The sequence below is a fragment of the Pseudomonas putida genome (genome assembly GCF_028682395.1).
Taxonomy (GTDB): Bacteria; Pseudomonadota; Gammaproteobacteria; order Pseudomonadales; family Pseudomonadaceae; genus Aquipseudomonas; species Aquipseudomonas putida_AB.
Genome location: NZ_JANHLC010000001.1, coordinates 24,944 through 50,103, shown reverse-complemented (window position 1 = coordinate 50,103; position 25,160 = coordinate 24,944). Strand labels below are relative to the sequence as shown.

Genomic DNA, 25,160 nt, shown 5'->3' with positions numbered 1-25,160 from the left:
TAAGGGGTTGCCGATAGTCAGGGCGGTTTATGCGCAGTGGCGCGACTTTAACACAGGGGCTCGGGCAGCTTGGGCCCGCCTGGCGATTGGTCCTGTAGGAGTGGTGTAGGAATGGTGCGGCGATGGGGTCGCGCTGTGTAGTCTGTTACAATTAGCCATTCTTTCAATCTCACTCTCGGCGGGCCTTTGGGCTGGCGCCGGCTTTGCCGTTTCCGGAGTTATTCATGTTGTTGCCCATCCTGCTGTTGTCAGCGGCCGGTTTTACCGTGCTGACCACGGAATTCATCATTGTCGGGCTGTTGCCCGCCATTGCCCGCGATTTGCTAGTAACGGTGCCCCAGGCCGGTCTGCTGGTGACGTTGTTCGCCTTTACGGTGGCGGCATTCGGGCCCTTTCTGACGGCCTACTTCGCTCGCTTCGAGCGCAAGCGCCTGTTTATCTCGATTCTGGTGATGTTCGCATTGGCCAATGGCCTGGCGGCGGTGGCACCCAATATCTGGATCATGGCATTGGCGCGCTTGCTGCCGGCGCTGGGGTTGCCAGTGTTCTGGGCGCTGGCCAGCGAGACGGCGGTAGACATCGTCGGCCCCGAGTTTGCCGGTCGCGCCATAGCCAAGATCGGTTTCGGCATCGTGTGCGCCACGGTTTTCGGTATTCCGGTCGGCACGCTGATTTCCGATGCGCTGGGCTGGCGCAGTGCCTTTGCGATTCTGGCGATCATCGCGCTGGCCAAGGCGCTGCTGCTCTGGGTGTATCTGCCGGCCAGCCAGGTCGCCAAGGCCGCGGTGTCATTGCGTTCGCAACTGGGCATCCTGCGCAGTCCGTTGATGCAGGGGCATGTGCTGCTGTCGATCTTGGTGTTCAGCGGCATGTTTACGGCCTACACCTATTTGGCCGATATCCTGGAGCGATTGGCCGGTTTCAACGGCACGTTGGTGGGGTGGTGCTTGATGGGGTTCGGTGCGGTCGGCCTGATTGGCAATTCGTTGGGCGGGCGGATGGTCGATCGCCATCCCCTGATTGCGTCGATGGTGTTCTGCCTGTTCATGATCGGGGGCATGGTCGCGCTGGTGCCGAGTATTCACTCGGTCTTCGGCCTGGCGGCGGCGATGGTGGTATGGGGCGTGACCCAGGCGGCGCTGTTTCTGGTCAGCCATGTGCGCTTGATCAAGGCGGCGCCCGAGGCGCCGGCGTTCGCGGCCTCGCTGAACATTGCCGGGGCGAATCTGGGCATTGGCCTGGGCGCATTGGTCGGCGGGCATGTGATCGATAACCTCGGCCTAGGTAGCCTGGGTTTTGCCGCCGCCGGGTTTATCGTGCTGGCAATTGTGCTGGCGGCGCTGCTGATGCGGATCCGCTCGCCGCAAGTCTGTCGTTAAACGGTAAATAGCTCGCGGCGGGCGCCTTCGGTGATTGCAACGATTGCGGGGTGCTTGACCTTGCGGTCCACCGAGATGGCGTAGAACGATTCGCTGACCGCATCGGTTTGTCCCAGTAACTGGACCGAGTACTGGCGCTTCACTTCCTCGGCAATCACGCTGGGGGCGATAAAGACGCCGCTGCCGGATTGGCCGAAGGCCTGCATCAGGGCGCTGTCATCGAATTCGCCGATGATCCTGGGCTGGATCTGCAGCTCGGCAAACCAGCGCAACAAGCGGCTGCGCACCACGGTTTCGGCTCCGGGAATCAGCAAGGGCGCGCCATGCAGGCTGTGGGGGAAGTCTTCGCCATAGCGCTCGGCCAACGCGGGTGTAGCAAAGAAGCTGATGCCGCATTCGCCCAGCTTCTGGCTATAGCCCTTGATATCCAGGTGCGTTGGCATGGGGCTGTCGGAAATCACCAGATCCAGGCGCTGGATCGCCAGGTCGGCGAGCAGGCGTTCGAATTTATCTTCGCGACAGGTGATGCGGATTGTCTCGGCCAGCTCCATGGTTGGGGCAATCAGGCGGTAGACAATGGACTTGGGCACGACGTCGGCGACGCCGACCCGAAACAGGATCTGTTGTTCGTCGGGGCGCGCGCGGAGCATGGCTTCCAGTTCGCCGCCCAGCTGAAACATCTGCTCGGCATAGGGCAGGGTCTGGCGGCCGGCCTCGGTCAGCTCCAGTCGGCGGCCGACACGGCGAAACAGTTCGACACCGAAGGTCTGCTCAAGCAGGCTGATCTGCCCGCTGATGGTCTGGGGCGTCAGGTTCAATTGCTCGCAGGCGCGCACGATGCTGCCGGTCTTGGCCACCACCCAGAAATAGTGCAGTTGTCGGTAATTGAGCATAGCGGTTCTGGGTTCGTGAAAACCGAAGTATAGCAGCTAAAAATACGAATTTTGCTGAAGTATCCACTTGCCTAAAATGCGCGGCTATCGACGGCCAGGGTGTTGGCTGCCTACACAAGGAAACCGAGTATGAAATTGAGCGTTCCAAGCGCCGCCATCCTGGTGGCTGGCCTATTGTTGTTGAGTGGCTGCGAGCAGGCCGAGAAGAGTGCACAACAGATGTTGAACCAGGCCGCTGAGTCGGCCAAGGCAGCGATCGACGATACCCACAAGGCCGCAGGCCAGGCTTTGAGTGAGGCCACCCAGGGCGTGATCAAGCTTGAGCCCAAGCCGAGCGAGCCTGAAGAGAAGCAAGAGAAACAGGATTCCACCCAGGAAATCTAACCCGTAGCGCGGAATCAGGACTGACCCATGGATTACCTTTTACAACTGGCTGCAAGCCCCACCGCCTGGATTGCCCTGGCGACACTGATCGTGATGGAAGTGGTGCTGGGCATCGACAACCTGATTTTTATCTCGATCCTGACCAACAAACTGCCTGAGCGCTTTCGCGCCAAGGCACGCCGTATCGGCATTGGCATGGCCTTGATCCTGCGTTTAGGCTTGCTGAGCACCATTGCCTATATCGTTCAGTTGACCGAGCCGGTCATCGAGTTGTTCGGCCAGGCGTTCTCCTGGAAAGACATGATCCTGATCGCCGGTGGCCTGTTCCTGGTCTGGAAGGCCACCACCGAGATTCACCACAGCATGGACCCGGAGCCTGTAGCCTCCGAGGACAAGACGCCGAGTGTTTCGCTGGGCTTCGCTGCGGCCATCGGCCAGATCCTGATGCTCGACCTGGTGTTCTCCATCGACAGCATCATCACGGCGGTCGGCATGACCGAGCATTTGCCGATCATGGTCATTGCGGTCGTGGTTGCGGTTCTGGTGATGTTGCTGGCGGCCGAGCCTTTGGCGCGCTTTATCAATGACAACCCGACGGTGGTCATGCTGGCGCTGGGCTTCCTGATCATGATCGGTATGACGCTGATCGCCGAGGGCTTTGGTGCCCATGTGCCGAAAGGTTATGTCTATGCCGCGATGACTTTCTCGGCGTTGATCGAAGGCTTGAATATGCTGGCTCGTCGAGTCAGGCAAAGGCGCGCTGAAGCACAAAATCAGTAAGTGATACGTCGTTAAAAAACGCCGCTCTCTATTTTCGGGAGCGGCGTTTTTTTGTCCTGGGCAATGGCTCGTTGAGCGGCAATCGGCCGGCGCGGGGCCTTGGCGGGTTTTGCCTGGGGGGCATCGATAGGGTGAGGGTGGTGATGCCGGCGGGCGATGCGCAGTACGCCCCACAGCATTGCGGCCGCGACGGCCAGCCAGCCTGCGATCAACAGGCAGAGAATAGTGATCAGGCTCATAAGTGCCTCCTTTTGCCCGAAGCCGGGCACACTCTGTTGCTAGTGACCAGTCTAGTCGCTGCTATGTTTCAGGCTATTGACCAATGGTCGAGTCTCATCAGCTCATTGGCTCTATCGCGGCCAATAATGTGCCAGTAATCGCTATACCTGCCCTCGGCACCGACCTATGATTCCGAGTCTGGTCCGGTGAAGGCCGGGCGTCTGATCAAGAGAGGGATGATGTTGTCGCTATTTCAATCCGTAGTGTCGCGCCGCTGGTGGCTGGCTGGCGCCTGTGTCCTGGGGCTGGCCGGCTGTGCCGGGCGTGTGGCGCCCGAGGTGCAGAAGTTGCCGGAGCGGGTCGAGCTCAACGGTGTCGCGGTGTTTCGTGGCGAGGCTTATCAGAGTGGGCCGGTGGCGCTGGCAAGCATGCTGTCCCAGCAGGGCGTGGCGATCACCCCTGGCCTGCTCGACAAGCCGCTGCGTCTGCCGGGCGCCGAGGCGCAGCTCGAGCAGAATATGCAGGGTCTGGCGCGCGAGTACGGTTTGATGGTGTACCCACTGGATCGTCAGTTGTCGGCGTTGTTGACCCAGGTTGCCGCGGGTTACCCGGTCATGGTGCGCTTTACCGAGGGTTCGGCGTTCTGGTCGGGGCCGCGTTATGCGGTGCTCAGTGGCTATAATCGGACGAAGCAGACAGTGTTGCTGCGCTCGGGGATGAATCGCCACCTGTTGATGGACTTTTCTTCTTTCGAGTCGTCCTGGAAGGACGCAGGCGGGTGGGCCGTGCTGGTGCTTTCGCCGCGCCAGCTGCCCGCCCGGGTTGATTCGCAGCGCTGGCTGAAAGCGGCTGGCGAACTGGCCCAGGCTGGTCAGGATCAGGCGGCCACCACGGCGACCAAAACCCTGAATAATCGCTGAGTCGGACGGCGTTGCGAGGGGGAGGCAGGCTCGCGATTATCCGCCGGGGAGGATCGCGAGCTTATGCTTCTTTAGAAGCCCAGGCGGTCGCGCAGGCTGTAGTACCAGGCGCCCAGCGCCGTAAATGGCGTACGCAGCAATTGGCCGCCGGGGAAGGGGTAATGCGGCAGGTCGGCAAAGGCATCGAAGCGCTCGGCCTGCCCGCGCAGGGCTTCGGCCAGTACCTTGCCTGCCAGGTGGGTGTAAGTCACGCCATGGCCGCTGCAGCCCTGGGAGTAGTAGATGTTGTCGCCGATGCGGCCGACCTGAGGCAGGCGCGATAATGTCAGCAGGAAGTTGCCTGTCCAGGCGTAATCGATTTTCACATCCTTGAGCTGCGGGAATGCCTTGAGCATTTTCGGGCGGATGATTGCCTCGATATTCGCCGGGTCCCGTGCGCCATATACCACGCCGCCGCCGAAGATCAGGCGCTTGTCGCTGGAGAGGCGGTAGTAGTCGAGCAGGTAATTGCAGTCCTCGACGCAGTAGTCCTGAGGGAGCAGGGTTTTAGCCAGCTCCTCGTCCAGGGGTTCGGTGGTGATCACCTGGGTGCCACAAGGCATCGACTTGGCTGCCAGCTCTGGCACCAGATTGCCCAGGTAGGCGTTGCCGGCCACGATAATGAACTTGGCCCTGACTTTGCCCTGCGGAGTATGGATAACGGGGTTGGCGCCGCGCTCGATGCGGATGGCGGGCGATTGCTCATGGATGATGCCGCCCAGGGACTCCACCGCAGCGGCTTCGCCGAGGGCCAGATTGAGCGGGTGGATATGGCCGCCGCTCATATCGAGCATGCCGCCGATATAAGCCGTACTGGCCACCACATCACGGATGCGTTGCTGGTCGAGCAACTCGAGTTGCGTGTGGCCAAAGCGTTCCCAGAGTTTCTTCTGCGCTTCGAGATGGCCCATCTGCTTGGGGGTGATGGCCGCGAAGACGCCGCCGTCTTTCAAGTCGCACTGGATCGCGTACTTGGCGACGCGCTCGCGAATGATCTGCCCGCCCTCGAATGCCATCTGCCCAAGTAACTGGGCCTGCTTGGGCGCTACGCTGCGTTCGATTACATCGATATCGCGGCTATAGCTGTTGACGATCTGGCCGCCGTTGCGACCCGAGGCGCCAAAGCCGACTTTGGCGGCTTCAAGCACGGTGACCCGAAAGCCGTTCTCCAATAAAAACAGAGCGCTGGAAAGCCCGGTATAGCCGGCGCCGATGACACAGACATCCGTTTCTACTTCACCTTGCAAAGCCGGGCGCTCTGGCGCCGCGTTAGCCGATGCCGCGTAGTAGGACTGGGGGTATGGAGTGTTCGCCATCCTGCAACCTCTGTTTTATATATTTTACGAGTGCCCGGATCCTACCTCAGTTGAAATGCCCCCGCCAGCCAGCGGAAAACGGCGGTTGACCCAGCAAAAATAAAAAATGCGCATATTCATAGGGTTAGCTTAAAAAAAGATGTTGACACCCCTCCGGAATTCCGTAGAATGCCGCCTCACAGCAGGCACGTAGCTCAGTTGGTTAGAGCACCACCTTGACATGGTGGGGGTCGTTGGTTCGAGTCCAATCGCGCCTACCAAACAAAATCCGCTCTGCTGGGCGGTCTAGAAGGGCTCACCGAAAGGTGGGCCCTTTTTTGTTGTCTGGTGTTTGGGAAAACTTTTGGAATACCTTGGGCAAGTGGCCACAGAGCTAGGTTTTGCAAATCTTTTGCAAAGCTCTCATCCCAAAAGTGTCAGCTTGGCACTCGCCTCCAGGTACTCGATCTTCTTTGCGCCGCGCCCCTCTTGATAGTGCTTCGTCATCTTCTCGTGCGCATGCTCCGTTAGCACCTGGATATATATCTTGGGGAGTTTCTGTTGCTCGTACAGCTCTGCACTGGGGGGCGGATTGTATGAAGAGTAGGGGCTCTCGCTGCTCGGTATATGGTCGGCTTTAGGGCTTGCGAAATCAGCGGCGCTTCAAAAAGGCCTGCTCTAGAATGGTCTTTTTCCTCAGGCGGGCGTGGATCGCTTGTCAGTATTCATTCGAAGGATGAGCACGATGGACCGCACCAACCCTATCTGCTTGATGGCGATCTACAACGATTGGATGAACGCAAAGGTTTATGAGGCGGCCAGAAGGTTGACAGATGAAGAGCTGTCATTGGATAGGAAGGCATTCTTTGGTTCTATTATCGGGACGTTGAACCATCTGGTGGCCGGGGACACTCTCTGGCTAAAGCGATTTGCCAGGCACCCGGCGCATCACGTGTCTCTGGAGCCGATTCGGCAGCTCCCTGCCCCTCAAAGCCTCGATCAGATACTGCTCTCAGATATCCGAGAGCTTTCGGCGCATCGTGCTTGGCTTGATCAGGTCATTATCGAGTGGTCTCGCTCCATTTCAGAGTCGGATTTGGAGTGCATTCTCAATTACACAAGCATGAAGGGCGCCCCTGCCGACAAGAGCTACTATGGCTTGATCATGCATTTCTTTAACCACCAGACTCATCACCGTGGGCAGGTCACTGCTTTGCTTTCACAGGCAGGTGTCGACGTCGGCGATACTGATCTGCTCGCTCTTATTCCTTCCGGGGTCCACGCCTGATCTAGCGCCTCAACTTAGGTCCGGTGGCCAGCGTCCTGGCGCATGTCCTGTGTGCGCGAAAATGCAGGGGCATGAAGGCTTCTACAGTGTAGCCTCGCCGGCTGGCGTGATTCGTTGAGGGCGGTGATAGGCTTTGCCGCTTATCAAGCAGGGAGAGCGTTAATGCGCAAAAGGCTGGACGATTTCCGCGAGTGGCTCACGCCGCGTCGACGGCTCTGGATAGGGATAGGCCTGTTCGCAATCTCTATCATTGTGCCGATGATGAGTCCTGGTACGAACGTGAGCTTTCTTGTGGGGCCGGCGTGTATCTTCTTTCTGGGGGCAGTAATGCCTGTGTCGAACGGAAAGCGATAAGGCTTGGGCGAGTAGCGCAGCTGAGTGTGCGAGCGCGCTAGCGCAATGCTGGGGCTTATGTGTCGCTGTTGTCATCGTTTGCTTCAGGCATCCTCTGAGTGAGGTCGGCATGAAGCGGCAGGCCGCCAGCTCCGGATGGCGGCCGTTGCCCAATTGTCAGTTCTTGAACTGCGTATCCAGCCAATGGTTCAGTTCATGCAAGCCATGGTGCGGGCGTTCTGGCGCGTGCTCGAGCTTGGCGGCAACCTTGTCTCGGTTTTCATCGGAGAGATCATATCCACGCGTACGCAGGAACTGATCGATGTAGTCCTCAGGGTCGAGTGTTGCTTGAGATGAGATAAAGATGCTCGGGTGTTTACCTTGGTACCGTTTTTTGTCGTCGCGATTCCAGCTCAATCCAATCACCACTACTTCAATTATGGAGGAGGCGCTGTCGTGCGACTCCCTAATGTAAGTATAGGTGATTGCCAAAATATTGACATGGTGGCTGGAAGATATTTTTTATTCTGGGCATCGCCAAAAAAATGGCGATTAGGGGGGGCTGCTGCAATGCTGACTCCCCTGGGCGGATTGCCTCAGGGGAGTCTTGATGTACCGGGATCGCTTAGGCATTCGGCAGGGGTTGTTCGCCTCTGTGGGCGGCACCTTGATGAAGCGTGCTGTGCGCCAGCTTGTCGCATACTCGAGCGCTGTCTATCGCCCGTTTATGGCTTCTCGTTCTTGTCGGTAGACGACAAGCCGGCCTGGATGCGCTGGTAGATTTCTTCCCGGTGCACCGCTACGTCTTTCGGTGCATTGATGCCAACCCGTACTTGCTGGCCGCTTACGCCTAGGATTGTGATCGTAATGTCGTCACCGATGTTGATGCTTTCACCGACTTTACGGGTGAGTATCAGCATGTGTTTCTCCTTGATTACTTTGTAAGGCACCTTTGCCTGTCGTGCAGGTCAGGTCCTACAGGCAGATTACTGCGAAGTGCATATGAGTGGATGCCTAATTTCAGATGCATAGTCGCAGTATTTAATTCCCGCTGCTTGAAAAACCGTAGGAAATAAGCCGAAAAAACCGGCTCCTGACTCTCTTAAGGGTAGGTTGTAACTGAATGCATGATGATAAAATTATCCTTTCAGGTGAGATCGAGGCAAGGTTGTGCGCAGATTAGTGATCGTAGTGGCTGTTCTGGCCCTGGCTGGCTGTGGTGAAAGCGCCAAGGTCGAGGCGCCCAAGGCTGTGCTCTCTGGGGCGACTATCAGTTCAGCGGCCGCTGAGCCGGTCTCGGCGCGATGGAATGTGCGGGTCGATGGGCCAGTGCAAGCCATCAGCGATTTGACCGCTCGATTAATCGAGCATGGCTTCAGTTCGCATATTGCCAAGATTGACGGCGTCGATCAGGTTCTGATCGGGCCTTTTGCGACCGAAGCCGAAGCTCAGGAGAAGAAGGCGGTGTTGTCGGCCAAGCTCGACATCGATTCACAGGTCATTGAATACCCGTGAATCGCTGCACCAGGGCTGCTGCCGGGCATGAGGCTAGCTGCAGGCCTTCAGGTTGACGGGGCCGACGAACTCATTGCCGCGGCCCATCACGCAGGCAACGGTTTGATTGCGCTGCAGTTCCCAGGCTTGAACCGGATAGGTTTTGTTCCAGGCTTCGTAGAGCTGACGGTCTTGTTTGGACAGGCGTAAGCCGTACTGTTTGCTCATGTAGAAGTAGGTGCGGGCAATCATCCCTCGGACTGAAGGGCGCGGCATGACTTTCTTGGCCTTGAAGTCGACCTGGGTCAAGCATGAGCCGTACTGACCGGTTTGCGTCGGCAGCCATCCGAAGCTGAAATTGCTCCGGTCGCCATTGACCTCGCCAATGCTGGGGACCAGGTTGTGCAGGTCGGCTTCCGCCAGCTTGAACGCCTTGTCATTGCGTGCGCAGTTCTTGCGCCCGCCTTGTTGCCAGCATTGACGCTGATGGCCGATCTGCCAGGCGGGAACAATATGTTCCCACTCGATACGCGCCGCCCGATTGGCATTTTTTCTCGGCACATAGCCGCAGGCTTCCAGGTTGACTCGATTTCCCGTGTATTTGCAGCCGCAGTAGAACTCGGTGGACTGCGGGGCGTAGAGCTTCCAGGCGACCTTCTTGGCTTCGTTGAAGGTTCTGGGGGCATCCGCCAGCGCCTGGGCAGAGGTGAGCAGGCAGATCAGTGCGAGGGGGCGAACAATCATTGACTCAGTCTTCCTTCGGCACTACCCAGAAAATGTGTATGCCGCCATCGTCGCGATGGGCGAGAGTCACGTTGTCGTTTTCCGCTATTTCCTCCAGCAACTGCTCCCAGTCAGCTTCGGACTCATGGGGTTGACGAAAAATAAGGGCGCTTCGACTTTTTTGTGCCGTGGTTGAATTAATGATTTTTTGTACACGCAGGCCCAGTTGTTCGTAGGTGCTTTGAGTATCAGTTGCCACTGAATGATTGTTTGCCACGAAAAAATCCTTAATAAGCTGTACGCACATACAGTATTTAACTGTAAGGATTTTCGCAACTGCTTATAGGGTTTTGACCGCGGTTTACGTGCGCTGAGTATGGGGGGATGAGGGGGAGGGATGAAGGTCGGCAGGTGTGAATGAAAGCCGCTCGCACCATTGCGGGCGAGCGGCCTGGATCGACTTAGTATTCCCAGAACATGCGTTGCAGTTCTTTGCTGTCCTGGGTCTTGGTCAGGGCGACCATGGCGAGGATGCGAGCTTTCTGTGGGTTCAAGTCGTGGGCCACGACCCAGTCATACTTGTCGTCCGGCTGTTCTGCGTTGCGCAGTACGAAGCCGCCAGCATTGACGTGAGAGGAGCGAATGATTTGCACGCCGTCTTTGCGCAAGGCCTGAAGAGTGGGGACTACGCGCGAGGAGACAGAGCCGTTGCCTGTGCCTGCGTGGATAATTGCCTTGGCGCCGGATTGAGCCAGGGCCTTGTAAGCGGTGTCGCTGACGTTTCCATAGGAGTAGGCAATCTCCACATCAGGCAGGCTTTTGATGGTCTTGATGTCGAACTCGGAGTTCGTGGTATGGCGCTTGGCCGGTAGGCGGAACCAATAGGATTTGCCTTCGACCACCATGCCCATTGGACCCCAGGCGCTCTTGAACGCTTCGGTCTTGATGTTGACCATCTTGCTGACGTCCCGACCCGACTGAATTTCGTCGTTCATCGTGACCAGTACCCCCTTGCCGCGAGCCTCCTTGCTGCCAGCCACCGAAACGGCGTTGTAGAGGTTGAGCATACCGTCAGCAGACATTGCAGTGCCCGGGCGCATGGAGCCTACGACTACGATGGGTTTATCGGTCTTTTCTACCAGGTTGAGGAAGTAGGCCGTCTCTTCGAGCGTGTCGGTGCCATGGGTGATGACGATGCCGTCGACATCTTTGCTGTCGGCCAGCTCTGCGACGCGGCGCCCGAGCTGTAGAAGGTTTTCATTGGTAATGCTTTCCGAGGCGATCTGCATCACCTGTTCGCCTCGGACATTGGCAACCTGGCTTAGCTCGGGTACGCCGGCAATCAGTTGTTCGATCCCGACCTTGGCTGCCTGGTAAGTGGCGCTGTTGGCGGCGCTGGCGCCTGCGCCGGCAATGGTGCCGCCGGTGGCGAGGATGACGACATTGGCCAGTTTATGCTGGGTCTCGGTCTCTTTTGCGGAGCTGAGCGTGGGGAACAGCATAAGAAGGGCGAGGGCGCCCGGAGCAAAGGTTTTCAACGCTGTGTTCATTATTATTTCTCTTATTAGATGGGGCTTACAAGGACTTGCTGTGAGCCTGGATCCAGGCTCCCTGGGATTGATAGCAGGATCTATACCATCTGATAGGATGATGGAGTTAAGTTTTCAACATGCTGTTTTTAAAGGATTTATTATTAATTTTTGATCTTTTTGCTGATTCTGGATCCGGTATTCCGAACAAATGCGCGGTCGGTGTTCGGAAGTCCGTAGCTGTGAGTCCTATGAGTTTCGTTGGGAGATAAGAGGTCGTGGCTGTGCACGCAAGAGCAGCCTTCGGTCTACGGGTAGCTACCGGACCTGCTGCTATTTTTCTGTGGGTATCCAAAGGCGCAGTTGTTTAGGTCGTGGTCTGGCTCGTGTCACACTTCGCGCAAGATTGAGAGACTAGGGTGGGGACATGCAGATTGATCTAAACAATCCAGATGGCTTGACCTTGATGGCGGTTCGCCAGTTGCTGGCCAGCGCGAGTGATGATGTGCATACCCAGTTGAGGGTCACCAAGGCGGGAAATGCCTACATCTCTTCGGGTGTCGTCGGGGGCAAGGATATCGAGGGGCTACGGTTTCGCCTCGAGACCTGGGCTGCGGGGTCGGGATGTGTCGGGGCGATTGCAGCGAGTGATGACGTTTGGGTGACGCAAGTTTTCAACGCGTTGAAGCAGAATTGGCCAGATCCGCCTTTTGACTACATTGATATTTATTGAGCGGCGCGCTCGGTTGATTTCATATTTTGTCACGCTTTTGAGTGGGGGCTTGCTGGTGGCTCGGGCAAGCTGATGCTTCGTTACTGGATCTTTCAACGAGCTTCGGCGCAACCATTGGAGTCGCTCGTTGTCGCAATCGCTCTGCTCATGTTATCGAAGGAGGCGTCATGCCCTGGAAATTTGCATCATTTGGAACATTGTTCGCTGCGCTCGTTTTGGCAGGCTGTAGCACATCGCAGGCGGATAAAGCGCCTGTCGCGGAAGGTGGGCATGGCCGCTGCGAAGCAAAGGCAGCTGAATTCGCGGTGGGTAAGCAGGCTACGCGTGAATTGCTGGAGCAGGCGCGTACGCGCTCCGGGGCGCAGACTGCGCGAGTACTTGGGCCCCATGATGTGGTCACGCTCGAGTACCGCTCTGATCGATTGAATCTTAATGCCGACGAGAATGCCGTGGTGACTCGGGTCAACTGCGGCTAAGGCCATCGCGATTGCTCGTAGGCAAAAAAAACCCCGTCACTTGGACGGGGTTTTTTTAGTTCGCGGAAAATTACTCCGGGCGAACCTGTGCAGCTTGCATACCCTTTTGGCCTTTCTCAGCCACGAAGGAAACGGTTTGGCCTTCTTTCAGGCTTTTGAAACCGTCGCTTTCGATAGCTTTGAAGTGTACGAACAGGTCGTCACCGCCACCTTGAGGAGTGATGAAGCCGAAGCCTTTTTCATCGTTGAACCATTTAACGGTGCCGGTTTGGCGATTAGACATGGTGTATCTCCAAGAAACATATATTTTCAGTAGTGCTGTGCTGCTCAGGCCAACTGGGCACACCGGGCTATCATAGTCGAAATGTTCGACTTGGGAGCCCCCCCTGGCGCCGGTTTGCTTGTCAGGCATATCCAAAACGTTCGCCGAGCAGGCTGAAAGCCCCGTAATTAAAGGGTTTTGGCAAAAAATTAGCCTGTTAAAAAAACCCATAAAAGCTGCGTAAAGATTGATTTTTATTGATCTGGAGGCGGTTTTTCCCTCGCGTGGTAACCGCACGCAAGCCTCCAGAGGCCGTTACTTGACCTTGCACGCCGAGACTTCGGTCAGTGCTCTGTCGCGCAGCGCAGGCGGTGGTGGGGTCTTGGTATTGAGCAACTGTTTGATCTCGTCTGTGGTGAATTTCTTCTCCAGGACGTTGGCGCCGCATTCGCAGTGCGATGTCGCGGTCTTGGCGTCGACGCTTTGGCTGGCGGCTGCGACGCAATCCTTCATATAGTTGGCTTTCTCGCCGGCAGGCCAGGCAGCTTGGGCGTTGATCGGCAGTAGAAGGGCAAAGGGGGCGGCTAGTGCAAGCATGTGATGAAAGCGCATTCTGATTGCTCCTTGAAAGTCTATCGAGGCTGAGAGCGGTTCTCTGGGTATTTGAGGATTGAAGTGAAGCTCAAGTTCAGAATTTCGCATAGAAGTGGCCGATTTATCTGCTCGGATGTGCCCTGGCCCCATCAGGCGCGTCTATCTGTGCTATGTTGGCGCGCTTGACTATTTTCAGGCAGCGGACATTTCAGCGTTCGTGGCTTTTAAGGTCATAATTTTCTTGATGTGAACTCCAGTCACTCTGGTTCAGTTCCCGGTTGGCCATCAGGCTCTTGCCACTGTGAGGCAGGCGTTCATAACGAACGGCCGAGAATCGACCGCGTACTGGCTCATCCCAACCGATGTGACCTTTGGTAGGGGTCACCACTAGGAGAGGAGGCGCCATGCCAACTATTACTCTGCCCGATGGCAGTCAGCGTTCGTTCGATCACCCGGTCTCCGTGGCCGAAGTCGCCGCATCCATTGGTGCCGGCCTGGCCAAGGCAACTGTTGCCGGCAAGGTTAATGGCAAGCTGGTCGATGCCTGCGATGTGATTGATAGCGATGCGACCCTGCAAATCATTACGCCAAAGGATGAAGAGGGGCTGGAAATTATTCGCCACTCTTGCGCTCACTTGGTAGGGCACGCGGTCAAGCAGTTGTACCCAACGGCGAAAATGGTCATTGGTCCGGTCATTGACGAGGGCTTTTACTACGATATCGCCTACGAACGTCCTTTCACGCCTGATGACATGGCTGCGATCGAGCAGCGCATGCAGCAGTTGATCGAGAAAGATTACGACGTCATCAAGAAAGTCACCCCGCGTGCCGAGGTTATCGAGGTCTTTACCGCGCGTGGCGAGGACTACAAGCTTCGCCTGGTCGAGGACATGCCCAATGAGCAGGCGATGGGGCTGTACTACCACGAAGAATATGTCGACATGTGCCGTGGCCCGCACGTGCCGAATACCCGGTTTCTGAAGTCGTTCAAGCTGACCAAGCTCTCCGGTGCCTACTGGCGCGGCGATGCCAAGAATGAGCAGTTGCAGCGTATCTATGGCACGGCCTGGGCCGATAAAAAGCAGCTGGCGGCGTATATCCAGCGTATCGAAGAGGCAGAGAAGCGCGACCATCGCAAGATAGGCAAGCGCCTGGGCCTGTTCCATACCCAGGAAGAAGCGCCGGGCATGGTGTTCTGGCACCCGAATGGCTGGACGCTGTACCAAGTGCTCGAGCAGTACATGCGCAAGGTTCAGCGCGATAACGGCTATCTGGAGATCAAGACGCCTCAAGTTGTTGATCGCAGCCTGTGGGAAAAGTCCGGGCACTGGGCCAACTACGCCGAGAACATGTTTACGACCGAGTCGGAAAATCGCGACTACGCGATCAAGCCGATGAACTGCCCTTGCCATGTGCAGGTGTTCAATCAAGGTCTTAAAAGCTACCGCGAGCTGCCGATGCGCTTGGCCGAGTTCGGTGCCTGTCATCGCAACGAGCCATCGGGTGCTTTGCACGGGATCATGCGGGTCCGCGGTTTTACGCAGGACGACGCGCATATCTTCTGCACCGAAGAGCAGATGCAGGCTGAGTCCGCCGCCTTTATCAAGCTGACGCTGGATGTCTACTCCGACTTCGGGTTCAAGGATATCGAACTGAAGCTCTCCACTCGTCCCGAAAAACGTGTGGGTTCCGATGATTTGTGGGACCGTGCCGAGCACGCGCTGGCTTCGGCGCTCGACAGCGCAGGCCTGCCGTATGACCTGCAGCCGGGCGAAGGTGCGTTCTACGGGCCGAAAATCGAATTTTCGCTCAAGGACTGCCTGGGTCGCGTCTGGCAGTGCGGCACTCTGCAGCTCGATTTCAACCTGCCCATCCGTTTGGGGGCGGAGTATGTCTCCGAGGACAATAGCCGTAAGCACCCGGTGATGTTGCACCGGGCGATTCTCGGTTCCTTCGAGCGTTTCGTCGGTATTTTGATCGAGCATTACGAAGGCGCGTTCCCTGCGTGGCTGGCTCCAACCCAGGCAGTGATCATGAATATCACTGATAAACAGGCAGAATTTGCCCTGGAAGTGGAAAAAACTCTCGCGGAAAGCGGATTTCGTGCCAAGTCCGACTTGAGAAATGAAAAGATCGGCTTTAAAATCCGCGAGCATACTTTGCTCAAGGTTCCCTATCTCTTGGTTATCGGAGATCGGGAGGTTGAAACGCAAACTGTCGCTGTGCGTACGCGTGAAGGTGTTGACTTGGGCTCCATGCCCGTCGCCCAGTTCGCTGATTTTCTCGCTCAAGCGGTTTCCCGGCGTGGTCGCCAAGATTCGGAGTAATTATTATTAAGCGTGAAATGAGACAAGATAAACGAGCTGCACCGAAGGCCCCGATCAACGAGAATATCTCGGCACGCGAGGTTCGGTTAATTGGCGCTGACGGCGAGCAGGTTGGCATCGTCTCGATTGATGAAGCGCTTCGTATTGCTGAAGAAGCCAAGCTAGATCTGGTAGAAATCTCTGCCGACGCAGTCCCGCCCGTTTGCCGGGTGATGGACTATGGCAAATCTATCTTCGAAAAGAAGAAGCAGATTGCAGCGGCGAAGAAAAACCAGAAGCAGATTCAGGTTAAAGAAATCAAGTTTCGTCCAGGGACGGAGGAAGGGGATTACCAGGTAAAACTGCGCAACCTGGTACGTTTCCTGAGTGATGGGGACAGGGCCAAGGTATCGTTAAGATTCCGCGGCCGTGAGATGGCCCACCAGGAGCTGGGGATGGAGTTGTTGAAGCGGGTTGAAGCTGACCTGGTTGAATACGGCTCGGTCGAACAGCATCCTAAGATGGAAGGACGCCAGCTTATTATGGTCATCGCCCCGAAAAAGAAGAAGTAACCACCAGGGCACGGCAGGCCTTGCGGTTATGTTTATCAACTGAATGCGGAGTATCCGAACATGCCAAAGATGAAGACTAAAAGTGGTGCTGCTAAGCGGTTTCTGAAAACTGCTAACGGTATCAAGCACAAGCACGCTTTCAAGAGCCACATCCTGACCAAAATGTCGACTAAGCGTAAGCGTCAACTGCGCGGTAGCAGCTTGCTGCATCCGTCCGACGTGGCAAAAGTCGAGCGCATGCTGCGCCTTCGTTAATTTTTGGTTAAGACTAGAGGAAATAGCTCATGGCTCGTGTAAAGCGTGGCGTCATTGCCCGTAAGCGTCACAAGAAAATTCTGAAACTTGCTAAAGGCTACTACGGTGCACGCTCGCGCGTATTCCGTGTTGCCAAGCAAGCGGTAATCAAGGCAGGCCAATACGCCTACCGTGACCGTCGTCAGAAAAAACGTCAGTTCCGCGCTCTGTGGATCGCTCGTATCAACGCTGGTGCTCGTATCAACGGTCTGTCCTACAGCCGTTTCATCGCCGGCCTGAAAAAAGCGTCCATCGAGATCGACCGTAAGGTTCTGGCTGATCTGGCAGTGAACGAAAAAGCGGCGTTTGCTGCGATTGTCGAGAAAGCTAAAGCCACCTTGGCTTAAGTACCCACCGACAATCATCTGGGCCCACCTTTGTGAGCCCAGGTGTTAAACGTCATAAATAGGGGAAGAGCCTTCAAGCTCTTCCCCTATTTCGTATCTGGAGTCTGTACATGGAAAACCTGGATGCGCTGGTCTCTCAAGCACTTGAGGCCGTGCAACACGCTGAAGATATCAATGCCCTGGAGCAGATCCGGGTTCACTTCCTTGGCAAGAAGGGCGAGTTGACTCAGGTGATGAAGACCCTGGGCAATCTGCCGGCCGAAGAGCGTCCGCAAGTCGGTGCGCTGATCAACGTCGCCAAGGAGCGTGTGACAGAGGTTCTCAATGCCCGTAAGGCGGCATTCGAAGAGGCTGAGCTGAGTGCCAAGCTTGCTGCCGAATGCATCGACGTGACCCTGCCGGGCCGTGGCCAGACTTCTGGCGGGCTGCACCCGATCACGCGCACCCTCGAGCGTATCGAGCAGTTCTTCACTCATATCGGCTATGGCATCGCCGAAGGTCCTGAAGTCGAGGACGATTATCACAACTTTGAAGCGCTCAACATCCCAGGCCATCACCCGGCCCGTGCGATGCATGACACGTTCTACTTCAATGCCAATATGTTGCTACGTACCCATACCTCGCCGGTACAGGTACGTACGATGGAGTCGCAGCAACCGCCGATCCGGATCGTCTGTCCAGGTCGTGTGTATCGCTCTGACTCGGATATTACTCACTCCCCGATGTTCCATCAGGTAGAAGGCCTGCTGGTCGACCGCGATATCAACTTCGCCGACCTGAAGGGAACCATTGAGGAGTTTCTGCGCGTGTTCTTTGAAAAAGAACTGGCAGTTCGCTTCCGTCCTTCATTCTTCCCGTTTACCGAGCCTTCCGCAGAAGTCGATATGGAATGCGTGATGTGCAGCGGCAAGGGCTGCCGTGTCTGCAAGCAGACCGGCTGGCTTGAAGTGATGGGCTGCGGCATGGTTCATCCCAATGTGCTGCGTATGTCCGGGATCGATCCGGAGGAGTTTTCGGGCTTTGCCTTTGGTATGGGGGTTGAACGCCTGGCCATGCTGCGTTACGGCGTGAATGACTTGCGCCTGTTCTTCGACAACGACTTGCGGTTCCTCGCGCAATTTCGCTAGGTCGCACGCCCGTAACGAATCTTTCAGGAGAGCAGGATGAAATTCAGTGAACAATGGCTGCGCGGCTGGGTAAGCCCGCAGGTAAGTCGCGATGAGCTGGTTGCTCGTCTGTCGATGGCCGGCCTTGAGGTCGATAGCGTTACCCCGGTTGCCGGCGTTTTTAGCGGTGTAGTCATTGGCGAAGTGCTGAGCACCGAACAACACCCGGATGCAGACAAGCTGCGAGTGTGCCAGGTCAGTAATGGTTCGGAGACCTTTCAGGTCGTCTGTGGCGCGCCCAATGTGCGCCCAGGGCTGAAAATTCCGTTTGCCATGATTGGTGCGCAGTTGCCCGGTGATTTCAAAATCAAGAAGGCCAAGCTGCGTGGCGTCGAGTCGAACGGGATGTTGTGTTCGGCGGCCGAGCTGCAGGTGGGTGAGGGTAATGACGGGTTGATGGAACTGGCGGCCGACGCTCCGGTTGGCGAGGATTTTCGGGTCTACCTGGATCTGGAAGATGCCAGCATCGAAGTTGACCTGACGCCTAACCGTGGCGACTGTTTGTCCCTGGCCGGTCTGGCGCGTGAAGTCGGCGCTTTGTACGCTGCCGAGGTCAAGCGTCCTGCGGTTCCTGCCGCTGCGGTATTGCATGATGAAGTGCGCTCGGTCGAGGTGCTCGCGCCTGCGGCTTGCCCACGTTATTTAGGGCGTGTTGTACGTAACGTCGACCTGTCCAAGCCGACTCCGTTGTGGATGGTTGAACGCCTGCGTCGCTCAGATGTGCGCAGCATTGACGCTGCGGTCGATATCACCAACTACGTCATGCTGGAGCTGGGCCAGCCACTGCATGCATTCGATCTGGCTGAAATCAACGGTGGAATTCGTGTGCGCATGGCCGAGGAGGGCGAGAAGATCGTTCTGCTCGACGGCCAGGAAGTCAGCTTGCGCAGCGATACCCTGGTTATTGCCGACCATACGCGTGCCTTGGCGATCGCGGGTGTGATGGGCGGCGAGCACAGCGGCGTCAACACCGCAAAAACGCGGGATGTATTCCTGGAAAGTGCGTTTTTCGATCCGATTGCCATTGCCGGCAAAGCTCGTTCTTATGGTTTGCATACCGATGCCTCACACCGTTATGAGCGCGGTGTCGACTCGAACCTGGCCCGCGAAGCCATGGAGCGCGCGACGGGCCTGTTGCTGGAGATCACCGGCGGGGAAGCGGGGCCGATCATCGAGTCCGCCAGCCCGGAGCATCTGCCCGCGATTGCGCCGATCACTCTGCGTGCGGCGCGTATCGATCAAATGCTGGGTCTGGAAATGGACGCTGGCGAAGTCGAGCGCCTGATTGCGGCCTTGGGTCTGAAGATTTCTGCTGATGGTGCAGGCCAATGGCGAGTCGAAGTGCCGAGCCATCGCTTCGATATCAGCCTGGAAGTCGATCTGATCGAAGAGTTGGCGCGGCTGTATGGCTACAACCGTTTGCCGGTTCGTTACCCGCAGGCGCGTCTGGCGCCCCAGGCCAAGGCTGAAGCGCAGAGCGATCTGCCGGCCTTGCGTCGTCTTCTGGTTGCCCGAGGCTATCAGGAGGCTGTGACTTATAGCTTTATCGATCCGAAGATGTTCGAGCTGTTCAATCCGGGCGTTGAGCCGCTGTTGCTGCTCAATCCGATATCGGTCGATATGGCGGCGATGCGTTCTTCCCTGTGGCCCGGTCTGGTCAAGGCGCTGCAGCACAACCTGAATCGCCAACAGGATCGCGTGCGTATGTTTGAAAGTGGCCTGCGTTTTGTCGGGCAACTGGAAGGCCTGAAGCAGCAACCGATGTTGGCCGGTGTCGTTTGCGGAAGCCGCCTGCCGGAAGGCTGGGCGCAAGGTCGTGATGGCGTGGACTTCTTTGACGTCAAGGCTGATGTTGAAGCGGTGCTGGGGTTTGCCGGTGCGGCGGACCAATTCAGCTTTGTCCCGGGCAAGCATCCAGCGTTGCATCCTGGTCAGACTGCACGGATCGAGCGTGATGGGCGGGAAGTCGGCTACCTGGGCGCTATTCATCCAGAACTGGCGAAAACACTGGGGCTGGATCGCCCGGTTTATGTGTTCGAGTTGGTGTTGGGCGAAGTCGCTTTGGGTCGCATGCCCAAGTTCCAGGAGTTGTCGCGCTTCCCAGAGGTTCGGCGAGACCTGGCATTGCTGGCTGATCGCGATGTTTCTGCTAGCGCAGTCTTGGATGTGATTCGCGAAAACGCCGGTGAATGGCTCACGGACCTCAGGCTGTTTGACGTCTACCAGGGCAAAGGCATTGATCCCCATAGAAAAAGCCTGGCAGTTGGCTTGACCTGGCAGCATCCATCACGCACTCTTAATGACGATGAGGTGAACTCTACAACGCAAGCTATCCTCACCTCGCTCGAACAAAGGTTGAACGCCACGTTAAGGAAGTGACGTATGGGGGCTCTGACGAAAGCTGAAATGGCGGAACGTCTTTATGAAGAGCTGGGCCTGAATAAACGGGAGGCCAAGGAATTGGTCGAACTGTTTTTTGAAGAAATCAGGCACGCTCTCGAAGACAACGAGCAGGTTAAATTGTCAGGTTTTGGCAATTTCGATTTGCGCGATAAACGCCAGCGGCCTGGCCGCAATCCAAAGACGGGAGAAGAAATCCCGATCACGGCTCGCCGTGTGGTCACCTTTCGTCCAGGGCAGAAGTTGAAGGCCCGAGTTGAGGCTTATGCTGGAACCAAGTCATAACGACGAGCTACCGGTCATTCCGGGAAAACGCTACTTCACCATTGGTGAGGTCAGCGAGCTCTGTGCGGTCAAGCCGCATGTGCTGCGTTATTGGGAGCAGGAGTTTCCTCAACTCAACCCCGTGAAGCGTCGCGGAAATCGCCGGTATTATCAGCGCCAAGACGTGCTGATGATCCGGCAGATCCGCGCGCTGCTTTATGACCAAGGGTTCACCATCGGCGGGGCGCGGCTGCGTCTCTCCGGTGATGAAGCCAAAGATGACACCACCCAGTACAAACAACTGATCCGCCAGATGATCTCCGAGTTGGAGGACGTTCTGGTGGTGCTCAAGAAATAAATTCATCTTTTAAAATACTTCCATATTTCAAAAGCTTGCGTTATATTCCTGAGCGTTCTCAGATGTTGTGAGAGCGAGTTTCACGCCTAGTCGGGGCGTAGCGCAGTCCGGTAGCGCACTAGCATGGGGTGCTAGGGGTCGAGTGTTCGAATCACTCCGTCCCGACCATATAATTCAAAGGGTTGCGAGATTTTATCTCGCGACCCTTTTTTAACTTCGATCGTTTTTACCCCTACAAAATCACCGGCTCTGGGTGGAAGGCATTTCAATTGCCGCTGAGCCATCGCCAATTGGCGATCAAACTTGGCGTACGCGCAGAAAACATCAGCCGTCCGCTGGCCGACTGGCATCGCCAAGGGGTCATTGCTGGCCAGCGCGGGCAGTGAAGTTCCTCGACCGCGACGCACTTCGCGGTTTGAGTGGGGGGCCTGACCGGGTGTGCTGGAGGACGGCAAGAATCAGACGCTTCGACCGCCCGTCGAACTGACCTCCCGATTCTTAAGGCAAGGCCAATGCGTGCCGTATTTCCAAGTCGTGCTGGTGATCGCGTGCCCATTCGCGCAGGGCTTGAATAAACGCATTACTCAAAGGGGAAGTCTGGCTGTCGGCACGGGAAGCGATGCCCAATGGGCGCAAGGGATATCGATTGTGCACTGCAAGGCGACTGAAGCGCCCGGACCGAACCAGTGAGAGCGCGACCGGACTTGGGATCAGGCTCAGAAAGTCGGTCCGCTCAAGCACCTCGCTGAGCAAACTCAGGGAGGCTGTTTCCATGGCAATGGCGCCGCGCATCACACCCAGCGAGACCATTGCTGCATCGACATCACAGCGAAGAGGGTCGGGTTCCAGGCACGCGACCCATCGATAGTGACGCAACTCGGCAGGTGTCACAGCGTCGGCGTGTGCCAGCGGATGATCGATGCGAGCGATCACCTCCAGATTGTTCTCCAAAAGAGGCTCAAAACGCAGCCCGTGCTCGGGCGGCAGCATCTGGGTACCGCCAATCACCAGATCGAGCTGACCGCTGTCGAGTTTCTCCAGCAGTTGTAAGGTCGAACCTGGTGTTACGCGGATCGAGGCTTTTGGCCGGTTTATGAGAAAGCGGCTGACCGGCTCGGCAATCAGACTGTTGGCCATCGAGAACGACGCCCCCAGACGCAGTTCACCGACATCCCCCTGGCGTAGAGACGTGCCGGCCGTGGAAGCCTGTTGGCTCAGTTCATACAGCTTGCGCCCGTAGGAGGCCAGTGCCTTGCCCTCGTCCGTGGGGTGGGCGCCGTGCTTGCCGCGCACCAGCAACTGCACGCCCAGTCGTGATTCGAGCAAGCGGATGTTGCGACTCAGTCCGGGCTGGGTCAGGCCCAGCCGCCCGGCAGCGGAATGAAAGGAACCCAGCTCGACGATGACATGAAGCTGGATAAGGTGACGGGGGTCGATGATCACAGCGCTTGCCCTGAAGGTTTGGCCGGATACTAGCAATCCGCTCAGCGCCCGTGAAGGAACGATCTGCGCCGTGCAGTCGTCGCCTCTGGTTCGATGCCAAAAGTTATCGATGTGACGTGCGCGTGCATTCTTTTGATTAGACCCTGTTTATCGACGCCCTTACCGTGATGCGACATCGTTTCCCGACGATCAATCACCACAAGAAAAAGGACAGGGTCGCCATGACGATTCGTAATATTCAGCATTTCTCCATGAGTGTTCCGGACCTGGAAATTGCCCGGGTTTTCTATGAAGACTTTGGCCTCGACACGTTCTATCGCGATGGCACCCTGGTGTGCCGCTGTTTCGGTCGCGACCAGGATCAGGTCATCCTGACCCAGGGCCCGCGCAAGCGACTGACCTATGTCAGCTTTGGTACCGATAGCGAGTCGCTGGCGGGCATCACCCAGCGTCTGGAACAGGCCGGGATCGAGCTGCTCGAACCACCGGCCAACGTCCCACCCGAAGGCATCTGGCTCCGGGATTTCGACGGCATGCTGACCAACATCAAGTGCGCCGAAGAAGCGCCTTGGGACACGGCCCCACGCGTGACCTACAACACCCTGGACAATCGAACAGCGCGTAGCGGACGCAGCGAGTTGCTCGACGAAAAACCAACCAAGCCGAGGCGAATGGGCCATGTGGTGCTGTTCTCCACCGACCCTAATCGCAAGGTTGAGTTTTACAACGAGATGTTCGGTATGCGCCTTTCGGATCGAGTTGCTTCCTTCCTGAATTTTCTTCACTCGTCCACCGGCAGCGATCACCACATCGTCGCCTTTGGCAAATCCAATACCTACGGCTTGCACCATGTCGGTTTCGATGTCGGCACCACCGATGAAGTCGGCGCGGGGGCGCGGCAGATGGTCAACAAGGGTTATATCCCTGGCTGGGGCCCTGGGCGTCACTTCGTCGGCTCCAATACCTTTGCGTACATCCGCGATCCATGGAACAGCATGCACGAGTACTTCGCCGACATGGACTACATCGGGCCGCAGGCGAACTGGGAGCCGCAGGATTGGCTGGAAGTCGGTACCCGAAGCATTTGGGGCGAATCCGAGCCGCTGGATTTCGCGAAAAACTTCGAAACGCCTGAGCTGGACCGCTAATCGGCACCCCGATCATTTTTTTAACCGGGGCTGCGGCCCCGTTTCCTCTGTACAGGAGATAGAAATGTCTGCGGTGTCTGACTTTCAGGAAAAGCTTTTCATCGATAATCAATTTGTCGATGCGGCCAAGGGGGCCACGCTGCCGGTGATCAACCCGTCCACCGAGCAGTTCATTACTGAGGTGGCTGCCGGGGGGGAGGAAGATATCGACCGCGCAGTGCGCTCGGCACATCGGGCTTTCGAGGGCGAATGGGGGGCAACAGAGGCCTGCATACGAGGGCGATTGTTACTGCGTCTCGCAGACCTGGTGGAACGCGATGCGGACCGGATTGCCCGTCTGGAAAGTATCGACAACGGTAAGGTCATCGGCATGTCACGCCTTGCCGACGTACCTAACCTCGTGCGCACGCTGCGATATTTTGCGGGCTACGCGGACAAACTGGACGGACGCAGTATCAGTGTTCCGAAGATGTTCGGTCGGCCGGTACTTGCCTATACGGTGCGTGAGCCGCTGGGCGTCATCGGGGCAATTGCAGCCTACAACGCGCCGACCATGTATGTCGGCTGGAAAGCGGCGGCGGCCTTGGCGGCGGGTAATTCGGTCGTGCTCAAACCGGCGGAAGAGGCGCCCCTGTCCACTTTGCATATTGCCAGTCTGGTTCTGGAGGCCGGCTTTCCCGCAGGGGCATTTAATATTGTGCCCGGCATTGGCTCGGTAGCGGGTAGCGCGCTGGCCAATCACCCGCTCCTGGCCAAGCTGAGTTTCACTGGTAGTGGCGCGGTGGGGCGCATCCTGGCCATGCAAGCGTCGCAGACTCTCAAGCCTTTGACCCTGGAATTGGGCGGCAAGGCCGCGCAACTGATCACTGATAGCGCCGACCTGGCCGTTGCGGCCCCGATCCTGGCGATGGGCTTCCTCGCCAACCAGGGACAAATATGCGCCGCCGGTACGCGCTTGCTTGTTCATCGCAGCCGGGTCGATGAATTGGTCGAGCGCCTGTTGGCGATCATTTCGACGCAAGTCATCGGCGATGCGCTGGACCCGAACACGACGTTGGGCCCCGTGATCAGCCAGCGAGCCTTGAACCGAATACTCGACGCCTGTCGTCACGGGGAAGAGGAGGGCGCGCAGAAAGTCTGCGGTGGTCGTCGCGTGGATCGTCCTGGCTATTTCGTCGAGCCGTGTCTGTTTATCGGAACTAACGCGATGAGCATTGCCCGAGAGGAAATTTTCGGGCCGGTGGCATGCATCATCCCCTTCGACGATGTGGATGAAGCTGTGGCAATCACCAACGACAGCCCCTATGGATTGAGCTCCGGGATTTTCACGCGAGAACTCAGTGAAGGCCATCGCCTCGCCCGGCAAATGCGCACAGGTGCCGTTTGGATCAACGGCTTTGGTTTGATCGACCCGTCCATGCCCTGGGGAGGCATCAAGCACAGTGGTTACGGCCAGGAGAACGGCACCAACGGCCTGGACGATGTCACCCACGAAAAAGTTATAGCCGCGTTGCTGTGAAG

Annotated in this window: 30 protein-coding genes and 2 tRNA genes; 21 read left to right on the top strand and 11 right to left on the bottom strand. The window is 57.2% G+C overall.

The genetic code is table 11. The annotated features are described in order from the left end of the window. Window positions 1-224 precede the first annotated feature (224 nt). Entirely contained in the window at window positions 225-1,379 is a 1,155-nt protein-coding gene (locus NPS46_RS00270) for an MFS transporter (protein WP_274104395.1), read from the top strand. On the opposite strand, the gene nhaR is transcribed toward NPS46_RS00270, so the two are convergent. After that, window positions 1,376-2,272, bottom strand: coding sequence for a transcriptional activator NhaR (gene nhaR, locus NPS46_RS00265; RefSeq protein WP_274104394.1), 897 nt, complete (start codon window positions 2,270-2,272; stop codon window positions 1,376-1,378). The genes NPS46_RS00270 and nhaR overlap by 4 nt on opposite strands. Window positions 2,273-2,407: 135 nt before the next feature. On the opposite strand from nhaR, the gene NPS46_RS00260 reads away from it, so the two are divergent. Both NPS46_RS00260 and NPS46_RS00255 read left to right on the top strand, forming a co-directional pair. After that, window positions 2,408-2,656, top strand: a complete 249-nt coding sequence (locus NPS46_RS00260) for a hypothetical protein (protein WP_425312685.1) — start codon at window positions 2,408-2,410, stop codon at window positions 2,654-2,656. A gap of 27 nt (window positions 2,657-2,683) precedes the next feature. Beyond that, window positions 2,684-3,436, top strand: a complete 753-nt coding sequence (locus NPS46_RS00255) for a TerC family protein (RefSeq protein WP_274104392.1) — start codon at window positions 2,684-2,686, stop codon at window positions 3,434-3,436. A gap of 11 nt (window positions 3,437-3,447) precedes the next feature. Here the strand turns inward: NPS46_RS00255 and NPS46_RS00250 are convergent, their stop codons facing one another. Next, window positions 3,448-3,675, bottom strand: coding sequence for a hypothetical protein (locus tag NPS46_RS00250; RefSeq protein ID WP_274105399.1), 228 nt, complete (start codon window positions 3,673-3,675; stop codon window positions 3,448-3,450). Window positions 3,676-3,894: 219 nt separating this feature from the next. Between NPS46_RS00250 and NPS46_RS00245 the strand changes: the two genes are divergently transcribed. Then, window positions 3,895-4,575 (top strand): peptidase C39 family protein, encoded by a 681-nt coding sequence (locus tag NPS46_RS00245; protein WP_425312668.1) that lies wholly within the window; start codon window positions 3,895-3,897, stop codon window positions 4,573-4,575. A gap of 71 nt (window positions 4,576-4,646) precedes the next feature. Here the strand turns inward: NPS46_RS00245 and NPS46_RS00240 are convergent, their stop codons facing one another. Further along, window positions 4,647-5,930, bottom strand: coding sequence for an NAD(P)/FAD-dependent oxidoreductase (locus NPS46_RS00240; protein WP_274104390.1), 1,284 nt, complete (start codon window positions 5,928-5,930; stop codon window positions 4,647-4,649). A 183-nt stretch (window positions 5,931-6,113) separates the two neighbouring features. On the opposite strand from NPS46_RS00240, the gene NPS46_RS00235 reads away from it, so the two are divergent. Both NPS46_RS00235 and NPS46_RS00230 read left to right on the top strand, forming a co-directional pair. Further along, window positions 6,114-6,190, top strand: a tRNA-Val gene (locus NPS46_RS00235). 464 nt (window positions 6,191-6,654) lie between these two features. Next, a complete protein-coding gene (locus NPS46_RS00230) occupies window positions 6,655-7,197 on the top strand; it encodes a DinB family protein (RefSeq protein WP_274104389.1) in 543 nt (180 codons plus the stop codon). A 510-nt stretch (window positions 7,198-7,707) separates the two neighbouring features. On the opposite strand, the gene NPS46_RS00225 is transcribed toward NPS46_RS00230, so the two are convergent. Further along, entirely contained in the window at window positions 7,708-7,947 is a 240-nt protein-coding gene (locus NPS46_RS00225) for a hypothetical protein (RefSeq protein ID WP_274104388.1), read from the bottom strand. Window positions 7,948-8,255: 308 nt separating this feature from the next. Next, complete coding sequence (csrA, locus tag NPS46_RS00220; RefSeq protein ID WP_274104387.1) at window positions 8,256-8,450, bottom strand: carbon storage regulator CsrA; 195 nt, start codon at window positions 8,448-8,450, stop codon at window positions 8,256-8,258. Window positions 8,451-8,700: 250 nt separating this feature from the next. On the opposite strand from csrA, the gene NPS46_RS00215 reads away from it, so the two are divergent. After that, window positions 8,701-9,045 carry an SPOR domain-containing protein gene (locus NPS46_RS00215; protein ID WP_274104386.1) on the top strand — a complete coding sequence of 115 codons (345 nt, stop codon included), beginning with the start codon at window positions 8,701-8,703 and terminating at the stop codon, window positions 9,043-9,045. A 33-nt stretch (window positions 9,046-9,078) separates the two neighbouring features. Here the strand turns inward: NPS46_RS00215 and NPS46_RS00210 are convergent, their stop codons facing one another. From NPS46_RS00210 to NPS46_RS00200, 3 genes are all read right to left on the bottom strand, one after another. Then, entirely contained in the window at window positions 9,079-9,768 is a 690-nt protein-coding gene (locus NPS46_RS00210; protein WP_274104385.1) for an endonuclease I family protein, read from the bottom strand. Between the two features lie 4 nt (window positions 9,769-9,772). Beyond that, on the bottom strand, window positions 9,773-10,054 hold the full coding sequence (locus tag NPS46_RS00205; RefSeq protein WP_274104384.1) for a DUF1654 domain-containing protein: 282 nt from the start codon (window positions 10,052-10,054) through the stop codon (window positions 9,773-9,775). 154 nt (window positions 10,055-10,208) lie between these two features. After that, window positions 10,209-11,297, bottom strand: a complete 1,089-nt coding sequence (locus NPS46_RS00200) for an asparaginase (protein WP_274104383.1) — start codon at window positions 11,295-11,297, stop codon at window positions 10,209-10,211. Window positions 11,298-11,703: 406 nt separating this feature from the next. Between NPS46_RS00200 and NPS46_RS00195 the strand changes: the two genes are divergently transcribed. Continuing rightward, on the top strand, window positions 11,704-12,009 hold the full coding sequence (locus tag NPS46_RS00195) for a hypothetical protein (RefSeq protein WP_274104382.1): 306 nt from the start codon (window positions 11,704-11,706) through the stop codon (window positions 12,007-12,009). Window positions 12,010-12,176: 167 nt separating this feature from the next. Continuing rightward, window positions 12,177-12,485 (top strand): I78 family peptidase inhibitor, encoded by a 309-nt coding sequence (locus tag NPS46_RS00190; protein WP_274104381.1) that lies wholly within the window; start codon window positions 12,177-12,179, stop codon window positions 12,483-12,485. Window positions 12,486-12,555: 70 nt separating this feature from the next. Here NPS46_RS00190 and NPS46_RS00185 read toward each other — a convergent pair whose 3' ends face one another. Continuing rightward, window positions 12,556-12,768, bottom strand: a complete 213-nt coding sequence (locus NPS46_RS00185) for a cold-shock protein (RefSeq protein WP_003179963.1) — start codon at window positions 12,766-12,768, stop codon at window positions 12,556-12,558. 294 nt (window positions 12,769-13,062) lie between these two features. Beyond that, complete coding sequence (locus tag NPS46_RS00180; protein ID WP_274104380.1) at window positions 13,063-13,359, bottom strand: hypothetical protein; 297 nt, start codon at window positions 13,357-13,359, stop codon at window positions 13,063-13,065. A gap of 386 nt (window positions 13,360-13,745) precedes the next feature. Here NPS46_RS00180 and thrS point away from each other — a divergent pair, with 386 nt between their 5' ends. The 10 genes from thrS to NPS46_RS00130 all read left to right on the top strand — a co-directional run bounded on the left by thrS (window position 13,746) and on the right by NPS46_RS00130 (window position 21,434). Beyond that, window positions 13,746-15,668 (top strand): threonine--tRNA ligase, encoded by a 1,923-nt coding sequence (thrS, locus tag NPS46_RS00175; protein ID WP_274105367.1) that lies wholly within the window; start codon window positions 13,746-13,748, stop codon window positions 15,666-15,668. After that, entirely contained in the window at window positions 15,668-16,219 is a 552-nt protein-coding gene (gene infC, locus NPS46_RS00170; protein WP_274105366.1) for a translation initiation factor IF-3, read from the top strand. Before thrS ends, infC begins: the two co-directional genes overlap by 1 nt. A 60-nt stretch (window positions 16,220-16,279) precedes the next feature. Continuing rightward, the gene (gene rpmI, locus NPS46_RS00165) at window positions 16,280-16,474 is read left to right on the top strand and encodes a 50S ribosomal protein L35 (protein ID WP_002553160.1); all 195 of its coding nucleotides are present in this window, start codon (window positions 16,280-16,282) and stop codon (window positions 16,472-16,474) included. 29 nt (window positions 16,475-16,503) lie between these two features. Beyond that, on the top strand, window positions 16,504-16,860 hold the full coding sequence (rplT, locus tag NPS46_RS00160; protein WP_007905879.1) for a 50S ribosomal protein L20: 357 nt from the start codon (window positions 16,504-16,506) through the stop codon (window positions 16,858-16,860). Window positions 16,861-16,970: 110 nt separating this feature from the next. Further along, window positions 16,971-17,987: a phenylalanine--tRNA ligase subunit alpha gene (gene pheS / locus NPS46_RS00155; RefSeq protein ID WP_274104379.1), complete on the top strand. Its 1,017-nt coding sequence runs from the start codon at window positions 16,971-16,973 to the stop codon at window positions 17,985-17,987. A gap of 36 nt (window positions 17,988-18,023) precedes the next feature. Then, window positions 18,024-20,405, top strand: coding sequence for a phenylalanine--tRNA ligase subunit beta (pheT, locus tag NPS46_RS00150; RefSeq protein ID WP_274104378.1), 2,382 nt, complete (start codon window positions 18,024-18,026; stop codon window positions 20,403-20,405). A gap of 3 nt (window positions 20,406-20,408) precedes the next feature. After that, window positions 20,409-20,711 carry an integration host factor subunit alpha gene (gene ihfA / locus NPS46_RS00145; protein WP_002553164.1) on the top strand — a complete coding sequence of 101 codons (303 nt, stop codon included), beginning with the start codon at window positions 20,409-20,411 and terminating at the stop codon, window positions 20,709-20,711. Beyond that, window positions 20,692-21,048: a MerR family transcriptional regulator gene (locus NPS46_RS00140; protein ID WP_007920509.1), complete on the top strand. Its 357-nt coding sequence runs from the start codon at window positions 20,692-20,694 to the stop codon at window positions 21,046-21,048. The genes ihfA and NPS46_RS00140 overlap by 20 nt, the downstream gene beginning before the upstream one ends. Window positions 21,049-21,139: 91 nt before the next feature. Then, window positions 21,140-21,216, top strand: a tRNA-Pro gene (locus tag NPS46_RS00135). 101 nt (window positions 21,217-21,317) lie between these two features. Further along, entirely contained in the window at window positions 21,318-21,434 is a 117-nt protein-coding gene (locus NPS46_RS00130; RefSeq protein WP_274104377.1) for a helix-turn-helix domain-containing protein, read from the top strand. Between the two features lie 112 nt (window positions 21,435-21,546). Here NPS46_RS00130 and NPS46_RS00125 read toward each other — a convergent pair whose 3' ends face one another. Next, window positions 21,547-22,491, bottom strand: coding sequence for a LysR family transcriptional regulator (locus NPS46_RS00125; RefSeq protein WP_262166592.1), 945 nt, complete (start codon window positions 22,489-22,491; stop codon window positions 21,547-21,549). Window positions 22,492-22,712: 221 nt separating this feature from the next. Between NPS46_RS00125 and NPS46_RS00120 the strand changes: the two genes are divergently transcribed. Beyond that, window positions 22,713-23,639, top strand: coding sequence for a VOC family protein (locus NPS46_RS00120; protein ID WP_274104376.1), 927 nt, complete (start codon window positions 22,713-22,715; stop codon window positions 23,637-23,639). Window positions 23,640-23,703: 64 nt separating this feature from the next. Next, window positions 23,704-25,158 (top strand): aldehyde dehydrogenase family protein, encoded by a 1,455-nt coding sequence (locus tag NPS46_RS00115; protein ID WP_274104375.1) that lies wholly within the window; start codon window positions 23,704-23,706, stop codon window positions 25,156-25,158. Window positions 25,159-25,160 lie beyond the last annotated feature (2 nt).

Bases quoted from the DNA above. Each gene is read 5' to 3' on its own strand.
- NPS46_RS00270 (WP_274104395.1), top strand. From the start codon at position 225: ATGTTGTTGCCCATCCTGCTGTTGTCAGCGGCCGGTTTTACCGTGCTG.
- nhaR (WP_274104394.1), bottom strand. From the start codon at position 2,272: ATGCTCAATTACCGACAACTGCACTATTTCTGGGTGGTGGCCAAGACC.
- NPS46_RS00255 (WP_274104392.1), top strand. From the start codon at position 2,684: ATGGATTACCTTTTACAACTGGCTGCAAGCCCCACCGCCTGGATTGCC.
- NPS46_RS00250 (WP_274105399.1), bottom strand. From the start codon at position 3,675: ATGAGCCTGATCACTATTCTCTGCCTGTTGATCGCAGGCTGGCTGGCC.
- NPS46_RS00245 (WP_425312668.1), top strand. From the start codon at position 3,895: ATGTTGTCGCTATTTCAATCCGTAGTGTCGCGCCGCTGGTGGCTGGCT.
- NPS46_RS00240 (WP_274104390.1), bottom strand. From the start codon at position 5,930: ATGGCGAACACTCCATACCCCCAGTCCTACTACGCGGCATCGGCTAAC.
- NPS46_RS00230 (WP_274104389.1), top strand. From the start codon at position 6,655: ATGGACCGCACCAACCCTATCTGCTTGATGGCGATCTACAACGATTGG.
- csrA (WP_274104387.1), bottom strand. From the start codon at position 8,450: ATGCTGATACTCACCCGTAAAGTCGGTGAAAGCATCAACATCGGTGAC.
- NPS46_RS00210 (WP_274104385.1), bottom strand. From the start codon at position 9,768: ATGATTGTTCGCCCCCTCGCACTGATCTGCCTGCTCACCTCTGCCCAG.
- NPS46_RS00205 (WP_274104384.1), bottom strand. From the start codon at position 10,054: ATGTGCGTACAGCTTATTAAGGATTTTTTCGTGGCAAACAATCATTCA.
- NPS46_RS00200 (WP_274104383.1), bottom strand. From the start codon at position 11,297: ATGAACACAGCGTTGAAAACCTTTGCTCCGGGCGCCCTCGCCCTTCTT.
- NPS46_RS00195 (WP_274104382.1), top strand. From the start codon at position 11,704: ATGCAGATTGATCTAAACAATCCAGATGGCTTGACCTTGATGGCGGTT.
- NPS46_RS00190 (WP_274104381.1), top strand. From the start codon at position 12,177: ATGCCCTGGAAATTTGCATCATTTGGAACATTGTTCGCTGCGCTCGTT.
- NPS46_RS00185 (WP_003179963.1), bottom strand. From the start codon at position 12,768: ATGTCTAATCGCCAAACCGGCACCGTTAAATGGTTCAACGATGAAAAA.
- NPS46_RS00180 (WP_274104380.1), bottom strand. From the start codon at position 13,359: ATGCGCTTTCATCACATGCTTGCACTAGCCGCCCCCTTTGCCCTTCTA.
- thrS (WP_274105367.1), top strand. From the start codon at position 13,746: ATGCCAACTATTACTCTGCCCGATGGCAGTCAGCGTTCGTTCGATCAC.
- rpmI (WP_002553160.1), top strand. From the start codon at position 16,280: ATGCCAAAGATGAAGACTAAAAGTGGTGCTGCTAAGCGGTTTCTGAAA.
- rplT (WP_007905879.1), top strand. From the start codon at position 16,504: ATGGCTCGTGTAAAGCGTGGCGTCATTGCCCGTAAGCGTCACAAGAAA.
- pheS (WP_274104379.1), top strand. From the start codon at position 16,971: ATGGAAAACCTGGATGCGCTGGTCTCTCAAGCACTTGAGGCCGTGCAA.
- pheT (WP_274104378.1), top strand. From the start codon at position 18,024: ATGAAATTCAGTGAACAATGGCTGCGCGGCTGGGTAAGCCCGCAGGTA.
- ihfA (WP_002553164.1), top strand. From the start codon at position 20,409: ATGGGGGCTCTGACGAAAGCTGAAATGGCGGAACGTCTTTATGAAGAG.
- NPS46_RS00140 (WP_007920509.1), top strand. From the start codon at position 20,692: ATGCTGGAACCAAGTCATAACGACGAGCTACCGGTCATTCCGGGAAAA.
- NPS46_RS00120 (WP_274104376.1), top strand. From the start codon at position 22,713: ATGACGATTCGTAATATTCAGCATTTCTCCATGAGTGTTCCGGACCTG.
- NPS46_RS00115 (WP_274104375.1), top strand. From the start codon at position 23,704: ATGTCTGCGGTGTCTGACTTTCAGGAAAAGCTTTTCATCGATAATCAA.